Source organism: Oceaniglobus sp. K40-3, from assembly GCF_055808395.1.
On record NZ_CM147868.1, the window covers coordinates 1 to 16,081 of the forward strand.

15 protein-coding genes, 1 tRNA gene and 5 pseudogenes are annotated in these 16,081 nt (G+C 58.7%); 6 read left to right on the plus strand and 15 right to left on the minus strand.

What is annotated here, in order from left to right; all coding sequences use genetic code 11:
* Window positions 1–39: 39 nt before the first annotated feature.
* Window positions 40–1,080: pseudogene (locus AC0L7P_RS00005) on the minus strand (IS5 family transposase).
* Window positions 1,081–1,124: 44 nt separating this feature from the next.
* Window positions 1,125–1,719 (minus strand): annotated as a pseudogene (locus tag AC0L7P_RS00010) (IS256 family transposase); the annotation flags it as partial.
* Window positions 1,720–1,991: 272 nt separating this feature from the next.
* Between AC0L7P_RS00010 and AC0L7P_RS00015 the strand changes: the two are divergent.
* Window positions 1,992–3,145, plus strand: a protein-coding gene (locus AC0L7P_RS00015) for an IS3 family transposase (RefSeq protein ID WP_473432659.1) whose coding sequence is annotated in 2 segments (ribosomal slippage) — window positions 1,992–2,241 and window positions 2,241–3,145 — 1,155 coding nt in all. Because the reading frame shifts where the segments join, the coding sequence is not laid out codon by codon here.
* Here AC0L7P_RS00015 and AC0L7P_RS00020 read toward each other — a convergent pair.
* The 5 genes and pseudogenes from AC0L7P_RS00020 to istA all read right to left on the minus strand — a co-directional run bounded on the left by AC0L7P_RS00020 (window position 3,140) and on the right by istA (window position 5,546).
* Window positions 3,140–3,457 carry an ATP-binding protein gene (locus AC0L7P_RS00020; RefSeq protein ID WP_473435401.1) on the minus strand — a complete coding sequence of 106 codons (318 nt, stop codon included), beginning with the start codon at window positions 3,455–3,457 and terminating at the stop codon, window positions 3,140–3,142. The genes AC0L7P_RS00015 and AC0L7P_RS00020 overlap by 6 nt on opposite strands.
* An 88-nt stretch (window positions 3,458–3,545) precedes the next feature.
* Window positions 3,546–3,740 (minus strand): annotated as a pseudogene (locus tag AC0L7P_RS00025) (ATP-binding protein); the annotation flags it as partial.
* A 41-nt stretch (window positions 3,741–3,781) separates the two neighbouring features.
* Window positions 3,782–3,943 (minus strand): hypothetical protein, encoded by a 162-nt coding sequence (locus AC0L7P_RS00030; protein ID WP_197422327.1) that lies wholly within the window; start codon window positions 3,941–3,943, stop codon window positions 3,782–3,784.
* Window positions 3,940–4,923, minus strand: coding sequence for a Mu transposase domain-containing protein (locus AC0L7P_RS00035; protein WP_473432711.1), 984 nt, complete (start codon window positions 4,921–4,923; stop codon window positions 3,940–3,942). Before AC0L7P_RS00035 ends, AC0L7P_RS00030 begins: the two co-directional genes overlap by 4 nt.
* Window positions 4,920–5,546 (minus strand): IS21 family transposase, encoded by a 627-nt coding sequence (gene istA, locus AC0L7P_RS00040; protein ID WP_473432712.1) that lies wholly within the window; start codon window positions 5,544–5,546, stop codon window positions 4,920–4,922. The genes AC0L7P_RS00035 and istA overlap by 4 nt, the downstream gene beginning before the upstream one ends.
* Before the next feature lie 169 nt (window positions 5,547–5,715).
* Here istA and AC0L7P_RS00045 point away from each other — a divergent pair, with 169 nt between their 5' ends.
* Entirely contained in the window at window positions 5,716–7,287 is a 1,572-nt protein-coding gene (locus AC0L7P_RS00045; RefSeq protein ID WP_473435500.1) for a primase-helicase family protein, read from the plus strand.
* A 347-nt stretch (window positions 7,288–7,634) separates the two neighbouring features.
* Here AC0L7P_RS00045 and AC0L7P_RS00050 read toward each other — a convergent pair whose 3' ends face one another.
* Window positions 7,635–7,787, minus strand: a complete 153-nt coding sequence (locus AC0L7P_RS00050) for a hypothetical protein (protein ID WP_473433962.1) — start codon at window positions 7,785–7,787, stop codon at window positions 7,635–7,637.
* Window positions 7,788–8,218: 431 nt separating this feature from the next.
* On the opposite strand from AC0L7P_RS00050, the gene AC0L7P_RS00055 reads away from it, so the two are divergent.
* The 3 genes from AC0L7P_RS00055 to AC0L7P_RS00065 all read left to right on the plus strand — a co-directional run bounded on the left by AC0L7P_RS00055 (window position 8,219) and on the right by AC0L7P_RS00065 (window position 10,069).
* A complete protein-coding gene (locus tag AC0L7P_RS00055) occupies window positions 8,219–8,893 on the plus strand; it encodes a recombinase family protein (protein ID WP_473433963.1) in 675 nt (224 codons plus the stop codon).
* Between the two features lie 521 nt (window positions 8,894–9,414).
* On the plus strand, window positions 9,415–9,594 hold the full coding sequence (locus tag AC0L7P_RS00060) for a hypothetical protein (protein WP_473433964.1): 180 nt from the start codon (window positions 9,415–9,417) through the stop codon (window positions 9,592–9,594).
* 13 nt (window positions 9,595–9,607) lie between these two features.
* Window positions 9,608–10,069, plus strand: a complete 462-nt coding sequence (locus AC0L7P_RS00065) for a hypothetical protein (RefSeq protein ID WP_473433965.1) — start codon at window positions 9,608–9,610, stop codon at window positions 10,067–10,069.
* A gap of 7 nt (window positions 10,070–10,076) precedes the next feature.
* On the opposite strand, the gene AC0L7P_RS00070 is transcribed toward AC0L7P_RS00065, so the two are convergent.
* The 3 genes from AC0L7P_RS00070 to rpmG form a co-directional block, all read right to left on the minus strand.
* Entirely contained in the window at window positions 10,077–10,529 is a 453-nt protein-coding gene (locus tag AC0L7P_RS00070) for a hypothetical protein (RefSeq protein WP_473433966.1), read from the minus strand.
* Window positions 10,530–10,968: 439 nt separating this feature from the next.
* Window positions 10,969–11,043, minus strand: a tRNA-Phe gene (locus tag AC0L7P_RS00075).
* Between the two features lie 354 nt (window positions 11,044–11,397).
* Complete coding sequence (gene rpmG, locus AC0L7P_RS00080; RefSeq protein WP_108482833.1) at window positions 11,398–11,565, minus strand: 50S ribosomal protein L33; 168 nt, start codon at window positions 11,563–11,565, stop codon at window positions 11,398–11,400.
* A gap of 147 nt (window positions 11,566–11,712) precedes the next feature.
* Between rpmG and AC0L7P_RS00085 the strand changes: the two genes are divergently transcribed.
* Window positions 11,713–11,961 (plus strand): ParB N-terminal domain-containing protein, encoded by a 249-nt coding sequence (locus AC0L7P_RS00085; RefSeq protein WP_473433967.1) that lies wholly within the window; start codon window positions 11,713–11,715, stop codon window positions 11,959–11,961.
* A 402-nt stretch (window positions 11,962–12,363) separates the two neighbouring features.
* Here the strand turns inward: AC0L7P_RS00085 and AC0L7P_RS00090 are convergent, their stop codons facing one another.
* The 4 genes and pseudogenes from AC0L7P_RS00090 to AC0L7P_RS00105 form a co-directional block, all read right to left on the minus strand.
* Window positions 12,364–13,170: a low temperature requirement protein A gene (locus AC0L7P_RS00090; RefSeq protein WP_473433968.1), complete on the minus strand. Its 807-nt coding sequence runs from the start codon at window positions 13,168–13,170 to the stop codon at window positions 12,364–12,366.
* The gene (locus AC0L7P_RS00095; RefSeq protein WP_473433969.1) at window positions 13,136–13,552 is read right to left on the minus strand and encodes a low temperature requirement protein A; all 417 of its coding nucleotides are present in this window, start codon (window positions 13,550–13,552) and stop codon (window positions 13,136–13,138) included. Before AC0L7P_RS00095 ends, AC0L7P_RS00090 begins: the two co-directional genes overlap by 35 nt.
* A 142-nt stretch (window positions 13,553–13,694) precedes the next feature.
* A pseudogene (locus tag AC0L7P_RS00100) lies at window positions 13,695–15,324 on the minus strand (FGGY-family carbohydrate kinase).
* Window positions 15,325–15,346: 22 nt separating this feature from the next.
* Window positions 15,347–16,074 (minus strand): annotated as a pseudogene (locus AC0L7P_RS00105) (SDR family oxidoreductase).
* Window positions 16,075–16,081 lie beyond the last annotated feature (7 nt).

Below are 16,081 nucleotides of genomic sequence, written 5' to 3' on the forward strand. Positions count from 1 at the left end.
TCACGCTTGAGGCGTGACCTCCCCCTTTCCCCACTGACGTCATGCGACGCGAACGATCTCGGCGGTACCGAGGGCGTTGAAGCGGGTCATGAGGGCGATGCGGATGTGGATTTCGGCGGTCTGTCGGTCGGGATCTCGTGCGGCGATGCGTTCGCCGAATGCCTTGAGGCAGCGCATCTTTGCCTCGATCCGGCTGCGGGCGTGGTATCCAGTCCAGCGTTTCCAGAACGCCCTGCCATAGTGCCGGGTGGGCTCGCGGGGTCTCGTTTCGAGACCTTGCTGCCGGGCAGTCTTCTTTCCACTCCCGCCCGTTCTTGCGGATCGGAATGATCGGAACGGCATCTCGCTCGATGATGGCGGAATGGCAACGGCGCGTGTCATATGCCCCGTCCATTGCCCGGCAGGCGATTGCGGAGCAATCGGCCGAGAGGGGCGGCTACAGTGCCGATCGGTTCGCCCTCCGGGATCTGGTCGAGCAGGTCTGGCAGCACTGGGCTGTCGCCGTCGCGGCTGGGAGTGAATTCGACGGCGCGGATGTCGGACGTGGCAGTATCCATGGCCAGATGGACCTTGCGCCGCTCGCCATCGTCGCTCGGACCGATGGCGCGACATGGCTCGCCGTCGGCCCTGCACCCCGTGCTTGCGAACCTGCCACTCACCATCGCCGAGGAACTTGATCCCGGTGCTGTCCACTGCCCGGCAGTGCATCACGCAGTGATGTCGCGAGAGGGGACGAGCAGGTTGAGCGGCCCGTCGGCACGGCGGTAGGGGATTTGGACGGCCAAGGTCTTCTGCCTCCGGCACAAGGTAGAATAGTCAGGGACTGGCCAGTCCAGCCCGGCCAGTCGCAAGAGGCTGGCGACCATTCCCGCGGTTTGTCTCAGCGGCAGCTTGAACAGCACCTTGATCGACAGGCAGACTTGGATCGCAGCGTTCGAAAAGACCGGCGGGCGCCCGAGGCGCCCCTCATGCGGTGCGAGCCCAGGCCATCTCCTTGTCCACCCGGATCAGCAGCGATCCGCGCTTTCTGAGCGCAGCGTTGTAGTCAGACCAGTTCGTGGTGCGGTAGGGGAGTGTCATGAACTTTGTGTATCTGGCCTGGCCCATGCGGGTTTCAGATACAGTCACGCATTGAAGCGATCCTCGAACATTATGGCGAAATGATTGCGAGCCGCAAACCATTCTCGAACATTCCGGCCGCCTTTCTCAAAGTTGCGGATCGCCAAGTAGATCAGCTTCGTGGCTGCGTCTTCGGTTGGGAACGATCCTCGCGTCTTGATCGATTTGCGGATTACCCGGTTCAAGCTTTCAATTGCGTTGGTGGTGTAGATGATTTTCCGGAGTTCAAGCGTGAAGCAAACGATCCGGGGGATCGTTTGTAGCGCCGAACGGATCAAAGGCAAAGAACGGTATTACCTCTTGCCAAGCCCTGCACCAGGCGGGGGCGATCGACGCATATTTGCTGGCCCACTTTTCCTCGAAGGCATCCAACGCGTCGCCGGCTTGCTCGGCTGTAGGGGCACTGTAAATCCGCCGCAGGTCAGCCGCCACCTCCTTGCGATCTTTCCAGGCACAGAAGTTCAGCGAGTGGCGCACGAGATGGACAATGCACGTTTGCACGGCTGTGTCCGGAAAGGCTGCGGTGATGGCATCAGGGAAGCCCTTGAGACCGTCTACGACCGCAATCAGGATATCTTGCAGCCCACGGTTCTTCAGCTCTGTTGTCAATGAGCGTTCAAAACTGACCCGGTTTCAGCATTTGATTTTGACCCGCCTATTGGGAGGCAAAGCCCTCAGGCGGGCCGCCCTCATATAGCGAGTCCGTCTGTGGGCTTTGCTTGCGGTGCGGTTATTCTTCTCTGCGGCTTTTGCTCTGCGCGAAGCGGTATGACGTATTGCCGGTCTCGATGATGGCGCAGTGGTGCTGACCTGCCCCCCGGAAGTTCCCTCAATCTGATGTAGAGTCTGCCCAACCTGAAGGAGCAGACGAGATGAGGAAAAGCCGTTTTACCGATGCGCAGATAATCGGGATGATCAAAGAGCAGGAGGCTGGTTTGCCAACCGCTGATCTGTGCCGGAAGCATGGCCTGAGCCCTGCGACGTTCTACAAGCTGAAGGCCAAGTATGGCGGGATGGATTTGTCCGATGCTAAGCGGCTGAAGCAGCTCGAGGATGAGAACGCGAAGCTGAAACGCCTAGTGGCAGATGTCATGCTGGACAATGTTGTGCTGAAGGATCTCCTGGGAAAGCCCTGACGACGCCGATGCAACGGCGGGACGCAGCGCTGCGGGCGATGCGGGATCATCCGATCTCTCAACGCCGGGTCTGCGTCCTGATCGGTGTCGATCCCAAGACCGTGCGGCGCGAAAGATCGCCCGATAATCCGGAGGTCCGCCTGGAAATGAACAAGATTGCTGAGAAACGGCGCCGGTTCGGTTACCGGCGCATTGGCGTCCTGCTGGAGCGCGTGGGCATGATTATGAACGAAAAGAAACTTTACCGAATTTACCGGGAAGAGGGTCTGTCAGTGCGCCGCCGTAGAGGCCGGAAACGGGCGCGAGGCAGCCGCACACCGATGCCAGTGCCATTGCGCCCGAACCAGCGCTGGTCCTTGGACTTCCTGTCCGACACCTTCGGAGCCTGTCGCAAATTCCGCATCCTGGCTGTGAACGACGATTGCTGCCGCGAAAACCTATGCCTGGTCCCGGACACGAGCATCTCCGGGGCCAGGGTCGCACGGGAGTTGGATGCGCTGGTCCGGATCTATGGGAGGCCCGCCTGCATTGTCTCGGACAATGGCACCGAGTTTACCAGCAAAGCGATCCTGAAATGGGCAAACGACAACAAGGTCGAGTGGCATTACATCGATCCCGGCAAGCCGCAGCAGAACGGCTACATCGAGTCATTCAACGGCAGCCTCCGCGATGAATGCCTGAACGAAGAGATCTTCGACACCTTGGCAGATGCCCGCCGAACGCTGGCCCTCTGGCGCTACGATTACAACAACGTCAGGCCACACTCATCGCTCGGCAACAAGACCCCAGCAGAAGCGCGCCGGGCGCTTGACCTACATGATGGCACCGCGCCCGGCGCGCTTGCCACACCCGAAATCGACGACTATCAAACCCAAGGACTCTCGTTATGAATGAGGGACGACCGGGGGGCAGGTCAGTGCGTGACGCGGTCCAGCAGCGCGGTTGTCATCTTGGCATCCACTGCCCGGCAGTCGCTGCTTGCAGCGATGAGAGGGGCCGAAGACAGCGACCCATTCCCCGAACTCCAGATTGGTGGTGATGATGACGCTGGTTTTCTCGTAGAGCTTGCTGATCAGGTGGAACAGCAGTGCGCCGCCGGATTTCGGGAAGGGGATGTAGCCCAACTCGTCGATGATGGCGCAATCCAGGGCCGACAGTTGCCGGATGATCTTCCCGGCGTTGCCATCGGCCTGTTCCTTGATCCACTGCCCGGCAGTGCATGTTTACATGCATGAGAGGGAGGGCATTGATCAGATCGACCGCGTTGAAGAAGCGGGCCTTTTTGCCGTTGTTGATCAAGGCGGTTCCAAGCGCGATGGCGATGTGGGTTTTGCCTGTTCCGGTTCCACCCACCAGGATGAGGTTGTGTGCCTCTTCGGTAAACTGGCCCGAGCAGAAGGGCTCGATCCGGGCCTTGGTGACGGCTGCCGCGCCGTAATCGAAGGTGGCGAAGTCCTTGTGATGCGGGAACTTCGCGATGCGCATTTGATACTGGCCTCTCGGCGATGCAAAGCATCGCCTGTCAGCTAATAGATGGAGCGCACCCGGCGCTCTACAGTTTCTGCGTCGATCAGTTGCTTTATCGCTGTGGTCAGACTGGGCGGCTTGCGCGCGGACAGCAAATCATGTGCGCAAGCTGCCATTCCATGCAGCCTCAGGGCGGTCAGTTGATCAATGAGAGCGTTCATATGACGGCCCCCTCTGCCGAGCACAGCGTTTCATAGCGCTTACAATCGGCCTCCGGGCGCAGGGTCAGCTGTGGATAGACGTATGTTTCGCTCAAGGAGGTGATGACCGGCTCGACCAGCTGGTTAATCAGGTTGATGATGGCGGGCAGGCGCAGGGTGTTTTGCTCCACCGCCAGATCACACGCAATCTCGACGACCTCGATCCGGTGATCCTGGGCCAGCAGAAGCAGATCGACAAACTCCCGATCCCCACCTTTGCCGGCCATGTAATGTTCCCTGATCCGATGCATGGCATCGGGCAGTTGCCAGTCCACGAAGGGTGCCCCGTTGCGCAAGGCGCCGGGTTTGCGGTCCAGCAGAGGAACGTAATGCCACGGTTCAAAGTAGCTGACGTTGCGGGTAAAGCGGCGCCTGTGTTCGGCAATGACATCCTGGCCTGACACCAGCACGATCCGGCCCGCATAGGCGCGCAAGGAGACATGCTGGCCTGCAAACCGGGACGGCACGCTGTAGCGATTGCTGGCATATTGAACCAGGCAGGTGGAACGGACACGCACCGTCTTCTCCACATAGCCATCAAAAGCCCGCCCCAGGGGGCGCAGCCCGGCGCGTTCATCTTCAAAAACCTCTGCAACCGTGCGGGTCGAATGTTCAGGATGAGCGCGATTTGCCAGCTCCTCGCAGCGCAGGCGCAACCAGTCGTTCAGCCCATCCAGATCATCGAAGGCTGGCATTGGGGCAAACAACCGGCCTCGCAAAAACTGGACCTGGTTCTCGACCTGACCCTTCTCCCAGCCCGACGCGGGGGGCAGGGCCGTCCAGAAGGGCGCCATTGGTTCAAGCCCAATGGACGGCGGCTCCATGACATAGTGGTTCATCAACGCGAGGAACCGCGGATGGAATATCCGATCCTTCGAGCGGGAGACATAGGTCACCATCGTTTTGGGATTGTCGATGATCCCGGGGCTCCGCCCGTTCACATCTCAAACCGTCCCCCGGACGGTTTGCCACCTTCGGTGGGTCGATGTTCACCCCGTCGCGGGACCCCGCCGTAGAAGGACAACGCCCGCACAAAGGCATCCAGCACCATCTCCTGGGCTTCGCCGGGATAGGCGACGACAAAGGGCTTGCGACTATGGCACAGGCGGAAGTGGGCAACCTTCACCGATCGCTCGACACCGCCCAGGACAACCCGTTCCTCGCTCCAGTCAAATTGCAGCGCGTCACCTGCCGCAAAATAAAGCGGGATAAAAGCCTCGCCCGAACCGGCACCGGCCTGCTTCAGATCGCGGACAAATCGCTGAACCGGCGAATAGGAACCAGGATAACCTTCCGAGACAAGCTGCTCGTAAAGCCTCACGGCCGTTCGCCGTTCCCGGCGTGGTCGCTTCTGGTCCTGCTCGAACAGCTCCTGAAGCCGAAGATCAAACCCGTTGCACAGTTTGTGCCGAACCGGCGGGGCTTGGCGCTGGTAGCTCGGCGGGCTCTCATCCTTCAGATACTTCTTGATCGTGTTGCGCGATAATCCCGTCGCCCGCGCAACAGACCGGATACTGCGCCCTTCAACCAGCACCCACAGACGGATCTTCGATACACTTTCCATCAATAACACCTGCTCTTCCCTCCGCACTTGAAGCGCCGATGTTAACGAAACAGGTGGGTCAATTTTACTCGCTCATAACCCACCTAAGTGGGGCAATTTCGCATGCCGATTCACAGCCGCGCTCTATGCGGGCGTTGAGTGGGCCGGGAACCGCACGAAGGCCGTGGACATGCTGGATGGACTGGTGAAGGGCCACTTCGACGGGAATACGGCGAAGCGGTTGAAGAAAGCAGGGGCCGACCGTCTGCGGGCGATGCGCGCCGCTCACGCGGCCACCGCCGAGTCGGAACGCCGTCACGAGGCGCAGGAACTGATTGAATCCGGCACCCCGTTCAACACGAGCATGGACATTGCGGAACCGCTTGGGGACACCATGCAAGAGGCATTAGCCACCCTTGGCCACCGCTACGTCCTGGCGGACGTGAACGGGAAATTCAAGGTGGTGCGGAAGCCGGACCTTGAGGCATTGCGGGACCGTGGCCAGACTTTGAAAAGCGTGATCGTGGTGCAGTCGCTTGAGGATTTCAGGATGTTTCACGAGGACCGGAAGGTTGTCGTGGGGTCCGGTGAAGGGGCGAGTCTGGTGAACCCTGCGAAGGAATTTATCGAGACGGCGAAAAGGAAGAGCGGGATCGTCTTCGCGCCGTGGCCTGCGTCAGCAGGACCGAACGATTTCAATATGTATTACGGGCGGACGCTGGAACCGTTGGACGTGGATTGTCCGCTGATCGCACGTTTCCTGTTTCAGATCGTGTGCGGCGGACGCGTGAAGGTGTGGCGTTGGTTGCTGCTTTGGCTGGCGCATATGGTCCAGCGACCCGGTGAAAAGCCGGGGACGGCCCTTGTCCTGCATGGTGCCGGAGGGTCCGGGAAATCAACCATGGGGCTGATCCTGGACCGCTTGACCGCACCCCATTGCCGGACATTGGAAAAGAGCGAACACGTCACAGGGCGTTTTGCCGGGGAACATCTTGCGACGACCATCTGCGCCGTCTGCACGGAAGCCGCATTTGCCGGTGATCCGCGCGTGGCCCGTGAGTTGAAATCGCTGGTCACGTCCGAAACCATCGCCGCCGAGTCCAAGGGATTGTCGGTCGAACAGGTTCCCAGCTATGTGCGCCTGTTCTTCGACTCCAATTCCAACTTCGTCGTGAACATCGAAGGGAACGGGTCGGAACGCCGGTGGTGTGTGTTGAAGGTATCCGAAGCGCGCCGGGGGGATTCGACCTACTGGAACGAGGTTCACGCCGCGATTGCGGGGGATGAAATGTCGGGGATGTTGAATTGGCTTCTTGAACTGACCCCGGAACGTCTGGGGCTGACGTGGAATGACGTTCGCCTTGCACCTTCGACGCCGGAACGTGACGCCATGGGCTATCAGTCGCTTCGCCCCGCACAACGGGCGTTGATGAACATTTTCGAGAATGGACAGGTTACATTGAGCGTGGAAGATGAACTTGTAACCTTCGACCTTGAGGACGGGCCGATGCGTCTGCCGAAAGCGGGTCTGCGGGCGTATCTCACACACAAGGACGACAGCCGGAACGCGGACGACAGCGACCCGGTGAAAATCATGCACTCGCTGTTCGGGGAAGAGATCGGCGGTTGGGCTTCGGTGTCCACCGGACAGGGGACGATTGTTGCCAAAGACAACCGGAACGAACGATGGATTGAATTTCCGCCGCGCGTGATGGTGGTGGGTGAGATCGAACGACGTTACGGGCGGGTTGTTGATGGTTGAGGGCTGCGTCAGCAGCATTTGCCCACACCAACCCACAAGGCGCTTGTGGGCTAGAAATGGCCTCAAGCCCCTTGTTTTACTCACTCTATTACTCTAGCCCACACAACCCACAACATTTTAGGGGTATAGAAGAATCTATGAAGGGACACACACCACCGAAACAGGCCAAGGAGAGGGTGTGTGTGTCCCCCGGCCATAAAGAAGAGGGGGTCAAAAACGTGTGGGTTGTGTGGGCTGGCGCTGCGAACCAATGAAATAAGGGCGTTTAGCGGCGTTCCAGCCCACGGGGCGTTGTGGGCTGGCGGGGGAGCGCACGTTGCATGTCGCCCCCTCTTGAACACCCCGTCTTATTGCCGTCCGGGGGAACCATACCGCATTAGGTCTTTCGTCAAACGCGCCGCCCTTTCCTGCGCCGTTTTGAGATTGTTCCGATCAAACTCTTTCAACATTCGACGCAACGTCTTCCATTCTTCAGGGGTGAAATCTTCGTCTTCAGCCATGGTTCGGGCCTTTCATAGAAACGCGGACGAATCGCCGCGCTTTCATTGTCAATCGACCCTCAACTTTCGCCAATGCACGCACCATTCCCGGCGACTACGAACGCTTGACGATCCGCCGTTCTGATCCATTCTGGTGGCCGTGGAACGCGGGACGGTATCAAAATACCTTATCAACCAAAACCTCACGAAATGTTACAGAACTGTAACAATCCATCCGGCACTGACGCGCCCCTGGAAGAACCCCGTAAATCGGGAATTTAGATCAGCACTTATGACCCGAATCGACCTGTTCCGCCTGGGTCCAGATCGCCGCACCAGTCAAGGAATCTATTTTCACCGCCAATCTGTAAACCCCTTATAAGAGGCTTCCAGAATCTGTAAGTCTCTTGTATCGAAAGAGGGTAACAAATCGGTAATGATCGGAGTTGAAAATGGCGGTCTATGGTATCACCCGAGTGTCCACAGCGGACCAGGCGGACAACACGTCACTGGACGAACAAGCCCGGAAGATCGAAGCCGTCGCCACAATCGCTGGGCTGACGGTAGACCGCATCTACACCGACGCTGGTATCTCCGGGGCCATCCCCCTTGCCAGCCGTCCAGCGGGCCGGGAAATGGTCGCTGCGCTCAAGGCCGGGGATACCGTGATCGCCGCCAAGATTGACCGCCTATTCCGTTCCGCCGCTGACGCGCTCAACACCGTGAAAGAATGGCAGGATCAAGGGATAGACCTTATCATCGTGGCCTTCGGGGCTGACCCTGTAACCGCAAACGGAACGTCCAAGCTGCTTATGGGAATCCTGTCCATGGTGGCGGAATTTGAACGCGACCTGATACGCGAACGCATGACCGAAGGTCGCGCCGCCAAGCGCGCCAAGGGCGGACACATCGGCGGCACCGCACCATTCGGATACAAAAAGGAAGGGGAAGGCCGTGGTGCCATGCTGACACCCATTGCCGCCGAACAAGAGGCGATAGATACCATGGTCACGCTCAAGGCCGAAGGTCATTCACTCCGGGCGATTGCTGCCACCGTCGAAGCGCGCCACGGGTTCAAGGTGTCTCACGTCGCGGTAGGGAAGGCGCTGACGCGCCGGGGCGTGTAGGGGCGCACCCGACACACCCACACGCCCAGACAGCGAAGGCCCGCGTCAGCGGGCTTCCTAGCGCCTCTGACAGCCTATGGCTTACCCTCGACCAACCCCTTGATTAGAAAAAATATGAGGCTCCAAGGGGGATTACCCCCAATCTGGAAACAGTGCCACAGTAGCTGTAAGAACCCGCCACACCGACCGGCAGGCATGTCAGCCTACCTTGATTCCAAAACCAAAAAAGCTGTATCAAAATTCCCATAAACCATTGATTCGCAATACTTATTATCTTCATGATAAAACTCACTTGATGGAGTCGCAATGCTTCCCGACATTGACCACATAGACGACCATTCGCTAACGCGCATTGCTGCCCTGGCCCATCGCCTTGTCGCGGAAGGCTATAGTTTCGCATACGTCGCGGAACTGCTAAGGACAATCGCTGACGACCTCGACACACTGCCACCGGAAGAGGCATTGCCCAGTCTCACGGGGCATTAGCTAACCTAACCAACCAGGCAACCGAAGGACGCGCAATGACCTACTATGAAGCCCGCCGCATAGAAAAGAAGACGCCTGACGGCGAAACCACCACCTTCTGGCAAGTGGTCACGATCCACGAAGTCGGCGGGACCGTGAAAGAGCATGTGGACAGCGACCATCCATTCGGGACGCGCGGGGAAGCCGAAGCATACATCGCCACGTTGCCGGTGTAGCGGGGGCGGCGATATGTCCACACGACAACAACGCAATCACTCCGCACGAAAGGCTGCAAAGCAGACACGCCGCGTGAAATCACAAGTGTTCAGCTACCACGATGAAAATGGCGTCAAACGGCAGCTTGACGTTGCTTCTCTCCGAAAATGGGCGGAAGCGAACAAGGAAATCGTCGCTGTTGAGATTGACGCTAGCAAGGTGGCCGACATGCTAGCGCACAAACGCGTGGACTTGCGCCATATTGAAACGATCCTCGAAACCGGAAACGTCAAGCCGATCTTGGTTTGCGAAAACTTTGGCGACAATGCGGCTGAGATAGTGGACGGCAACCACACCTACATAGCTTTTTCCACAATGGCTGATAGAGCGCGCAAACAAGGTATCGACTTCCCGTTCATGGGCCGCGCCCCTGGCTATGTGATCGACCGGGACGTGTGGACCCTCTTCATAGTCTCGCCAGACAGAAGCGCCTGAATCCGCTCTAAACAACAATCCCCCTGCGCCGCTGGGGTTGCTGCGCGAGGGTATGGTTGAAGAGAAACATATGGTGGCTATCTGCCTGACAATACTTAATCCCCTTATCGCCGGTGATGAAGCTAAACAGCTTATCCCGATTGAGACATACCGGACAAACGTAGTGCATCGGCTGTCCTTCCGTCATGTCTTCCCGAAGACGATAGACCAGCGCCCCTTCGCCTGTTTCAAACAATTCGTATCTGGCCTTCTCTTTTTCAAAGTCGTCTTCGCGCTGCAACTGTTGGCTTAGACCACGGACGGCTTCACTTAGCTTTGCGTTCATCACATTCGCGGAAGTCAACTCGACGGCAAGACCATTCAGAAGGGACGCGACCTTCTCATTGTCCGGCCCACCTTTCTTCGCCAACTGCCCCTGAATTTGTTCTGTCAGCGATGCCGCTTGCCCCGTGAGGCCCAACGCGGTGGACGCTAAGCCAATATCTCGCCAATCTGTTCTAATGCCATCCCTCGACTCCTTGTCCTGTTCCTCACCCTAGGTCAGCAAATACACCCATGAGAACCAAAGTGGAACATCGAATCCGTTGTGCGTGAAATGTCTACTTGGTGGCCTGTCGGCGTCAGCCGAACTAAGCAAGACATGGCAAAACGTGGCAAAAAATCTTCCCGGTTCGTCAGCCTCATGACGCGAACGCCACCACGCCCTTATTCTCTTGATGTAAACCAGCACCCGCGCGAAGCAGTTTTTGCCATGTTTTTGCCATGCCTAAAGTGTTCCTTTTCCGAAAACACGAGGAACACGCAACTTTAAGGCGAAAACGACGCCCTGTCCGCAACCGAAAATCAAGGGAATAACCCCTTCAAATCAATAACTTTTTTGCTTGAAGTTAGCTTTGAAGTGGTGCCCGGGGGCGGAATCGAACCACCGACACGAGGATTTTCAATCCACTGCTCTACCCCTGAGCTACCCGGGCACGGAAAGGCGGTTTCAGATGTTTCCATCTGCCCCGCCGGGGCTGTTGCGTTCTAGTCGGGCGCGGGCGGGGTGTCCATAGGGGTTTGGAGAAAAATCGCGCTCCTGAACGACGACCGGCTGATGTTTTTGGTTTGACAGGTCATTTCGCGTTCCGCAAAACGCACAATGCCCCACGGAACGGCCGGAGAGTCGCCAGATCGGGGTCTATATGACATTGATCAATGACCATGCATGGCGAGCCGACGCCCTGCGGATCCCCTGCTGACACCCCCAGAATCGCAATCGCGTAAACCGAAACGAAAAAGCCGTGCGGGATGTCCCACACGGCTTTTTCATCGAACTGTCGAAAGGCTTACTTGATCTTGCCTTCCTTGTACTCGACATGCTTGCGCGCGACGGGGTCGTATTTGTTTACGACCATCTTTTCGGTCATGGTCCGCGCGTTTTTCTTGGTCACGTAAAAGTGGCCGGTGTCAGCCGTCGAGTTGAGACGGATCTTGATGGTGGTTGGCTTGGCCATTTGGTCTCTCCTCAACAACAGGCCGACGCAGGGGCGCGACCCGATGGAATTCCTGAACCCCGGCTTTTAGTCAGGTGGCGGGCGCTGTCAACCGCTTTTCGGCATTTGGGGGTGGTGTATTGCACCGATGCGGTGCAGGATCGCGCCATGCCCGTCAAACATTCCCTTCCCATCGCCGACATACAAGTGCCGGTCAAACGCAAAAAGACCCTGGATCCGGCCAAGGTGACAGCTTTGGCCGAGGACATGCTGGAAAACGGCCAGACCACGCCGATCTCGGTACGTGCGGGAAAGCAGGGGTATGTCCTCATCGAAGGCTATCACCGGCTCGAGGCGCTGCGGGCATTGGGCGAGGAGAGTATCGTGGGCTATGAGGTGCGTGCGCGGTTGCACTGAAGGCCGCGGGAACAGGTCATCGGTCATTGACACCGCTACGCTGGGCGCACCCGAACCAGCGCCTTGCTCAGCCCAAGCGAACGTCAGAGAGCATGGACAAACGCGCCGCCGTCCGCGGCCCTGTTCAAAGGCCCCCTGCAACGGCCATAGATACATCAAGATGCTGACCGAGCCGAGATAAAATAGACGTGCGACGACAAATGAGCGGCGCGTTGATGATTGCGGCGCTGGAAAGGTCTGATGGCGAAATCGGTCAAACCCCGAGTCTGAACAAGTCGGCCCGACCGGCATTTTCTGTTCTGCCGGGGAAACGCGTGACGCCCGAGGATGTGCAAGACGCGAAACGCAGGCGTTTGGATCAGGGCCGGTTCGCGCCTGACTGACCGTGCACTATCATGTCGCCTAGAGTTGGTCTGCCTTTACGACCGGATCACCTGATTTTCGCTGGCTCAACGCGCGGCGCACCAAGACGGTCAGCACCAGAATCGCGGCGATAAGTTCCAACCCCATCGGTGCGGTCAATCCCACGATCAGGATCAAAAGCGCAACGCCCAACAACAACCAACGCGCCGCACCGTCAAGACAGAACCGATCACGTATCAGCCACAACGTCGTCAGATAGATCGCAACAGGTATCGCAATGGCAAGAAGACCGGCCCGCGGTTCAACATGGGCGGAATGGTCAAGAACTTTCAGCATGACCAGCATGCCCGCCCCCGACGCAGCACCCGCCGCAAAAAGCGCGACATGGCCGTACCCCCAAAGCAGCGCGTGCCCAAGCCTGCCGTTGGCCAGATGCTCTTCTTCGGTAAAATAAACACCCCAGAGCGAGAATGCGATAATGGCCGAAAAGACCGCCAGCCAGAGGAAGGCAGCATCAGGCAACGCCGAGCCGTTTTCAAGCTGGATCATCGAGGTGATGGCGATGAACGTCTCGCCCAGAACGATGATGTTCAACAGGCCATAGCGTTCGATCATGTGATGGCGATGCCATGTGGTGACGCCGTGACGTTCGGCAAAGGCCGGGACGGTCAGTTCGCCAACGACCCCGACAACGAACAGCGGCAGATAGATGGCCGAGGTTGGTAAAACAAGCGCGACCAGACCGATCCAATAGATCTGCATCACGGTGATGCCCCCGGCATACCGCAAGGCGGTCGGACGGTGGCCTCGATCACCTCTGGCCGCGCCCAGCCAAAGCACCACCATTCCGATTCTGCATGACGATAAACCCCAAAAGGGCCAGCCAGATCCGTTCATGGGCGAAAACCGCACCGATACCTGCCGCCAGCATCAGCGCCCCAAACATGATGACCATGGTGAGAATGCGAAAGACCGACGAACCGTCATCATAAGCCGAGGCAAACCACGTATAGTTCATCCAGGCCCACCAGATCATGAAAAAGCTGCACATGAACCCGATCACACCCTGCATGATGTGGGCCTCTTCCACCCCATGGGCCAGCCCGTGCGCGGCGGCGGCAATCGCAATCACCGTCGCCAAGTCGAACATCAGCTCCAGCGGTGTTGACGCACGGTGGGTTTCGTCAGGATCACGCGCGCAGAGGTTGAAAAGGCGGTTTTGCGTCATGTTGATCCCGATTTTCCCGACGTGTTTTCCCTGTCTAGCCTATCTTTTCTGGATTCTCGAATGTGAAATATCCGATTGATCCGGGCAAAGGGGGCACGCCCATCATTGCATCGGCTGCGTTGGGCGGCGCGGTCTTGCACCGTCAATTGCGTGCCGCATGTCTGGCAACAGTTTGAAGCTGTTCGAATATCCTGAAACGGGAATCGTGCAGCGCCCGCGTCTGTCCAGCCTGTGGTCCATAGCGGGTGTCAAAAGACGACATCTTTTCCATGGCTTGATGGATATTGCCGTGAATCCCACCGGCGACGCTCCCCAGAATTCCAGCGCCCAAAAGGACGGGTTCCTCGGCTGCGGGGGCCGCGATTTCGATGCCCGTTGAATCTGCCAACAATTGCCGGATCATGGCACTGCGCCCGGCACCGCCGCTGATGACAATCCGTTCGGTCCGCGCCCCTGCGGCGGCCTGCGCCTCTATAATCTGACGCAACCCATAGCCAATCCCACACAGCCCCGCGATATAAAGCGCGATCAGGCTATCGAGATCGCGCTCCATCCCCAACCCTGCAATCACAGCACGGGTATGGGGGTCGGCGTGGGGCGCGCGATTGCCAAGAAATTCCGGCACCACATGAATGCCGCCCGCCAACGCACCCGCATCGATACCACCGCCCAGACGCATTTCGGCGTGCCCGGCAAGCCAGACAGGCAAGGGCTGCCCGTCCCGCGCGGCCTGTGCCCGGGCCTGAGGCGCATGGGGGTGAAATTCAAGAAGCTGATCAATAGCCGCGCCCGCCGCCGATTGCCCCCCTTCGTTCAGCCACAGCCCCGGCACCATCGCCGAATAATACGGCCCCCAGACCCCGGGAACAAAGACCGGTTCCTTGGTCGAGGTCATGGTGCAGGACGAGGTGCCAAAGACATAGGCCAGATCTCGCCTGCGCCCCACCGCCGCCCCGCGCCCCCACCGACCCGATACCCCCTGCGTGGGCATCAATCAGTCCGGCGGCGACCGGCGTGCCAGCAACAAGGCCGAAATCCGCTGCGGCCTGCGCGGTCAGCCCGTCACCAAGGGCCGATCCTGCGGCAACGATATTGGTGCCGATCCGCGCAAATCCTTCGTCGGCCAGGTCGCCCAATCCCACGGTTTTGAAGTAATCGGCATCCCAACTGCCCTCTTGCGCCATATATGTCCATTTGCAGGTAACGGTGCAGATGGAACGTGCAAGATCGCCCGATGCGCGCCATGTCAGAAAATCTGTAAGGTCCATGAACTGCCACGCATCGGCAAACACCTCTGGCCGGTTTTCCTTGAGCCAGAGCAGCTTGGGCGTCTCCATTTCGGGGGAAATGCGCCCGCCCACATAGTCAAGAACCCGGTGACCGCTGGCGTTGATCCGTTCCGATTGATCCAGCGCGCGGTGATCCATCCACACCATGATATTGCGTTCGGAATGCTGCGGATCGCCCACCGGCAAAGGTGCGCCATCCGGCCCAAGAACGACAAGCGAACATGTCGCATCAAAGCCGATCCCTTTGATGTTTTCGGCCCGCACACCCGACGCCGCCAAAGCGCCGCGCACGGATTTGATGACGGCCTGCCAGATGTCATCGCTGGATTGTTCGACGATGGTGCCGCCGTCGCGGTGAATCGTGGTCGGGCAGGTATCGGCCCCCACCATCCGGCCATCAGAGGTGAACACACCGGCGCGGGCACTGCCTGTTCCCACATCAATGCCCAGAACATAGCATTCGGTTGCGTCAGATCCGGTCATGCTGTTTCTCCCTTCCCGCCGCTCAAAGATCGACGCTGTTCGGCAAAATCACCATATCCCGGATCACCACACCTCGCGGACGGGTCAGCATGAAAAGAACCGCCTCGGCCACCTCGCGCGGTTGCATCAGCGATCCATTGGCAAGCGCCTCTTGCATCTTTTCCTTGGGCCAATCATCCAGCAATGCCGTAACCACCGGCCCCGGGAGAACGGCGCCCATGCGGATGCCGTGTTCCGAAACCTGCCGGCGGGTGGTGTGCAAAAACGCCTGAACCGCGAATTTCGACGCGGTGTATATCGGCTCCCACACCACGGGCACGACCCCGGCAACCGAGCTGGTAAATATGATATCGCCTGTTTTACGCTTGATCATTGCGGGCAGGACGGCCTGAACACACCGAAACGCTGCGTTGATGTTCAGGTTCAGCACCCGGTCCCATTCATCCGGGTTTCCTTCGGCGGCGGCGCCCCCACATAGGCCCCCGCGTTGGCGTGAAATATATCCAGCGGGCCAACAAGGGCTTCGATCCTTGGCACCATCGCCGACACCTGCGGCCCATCCAGAAGGTCGATCACAAGGGGTTTGGCGTTGTCGCCCAAGTCTTTGCAAATCGCGTTCAACCTGTCCTCGGCGCGGTCGATCAACACCACCCGGGCGCCCTCTTCGATCAGGATACGGGCGCATTCCAGCCCGATCCCCGATGCAGCCCCGGTGATCGCCGCAGTCTTGTTTTCCATCGCTTTTGTCATTTCATTT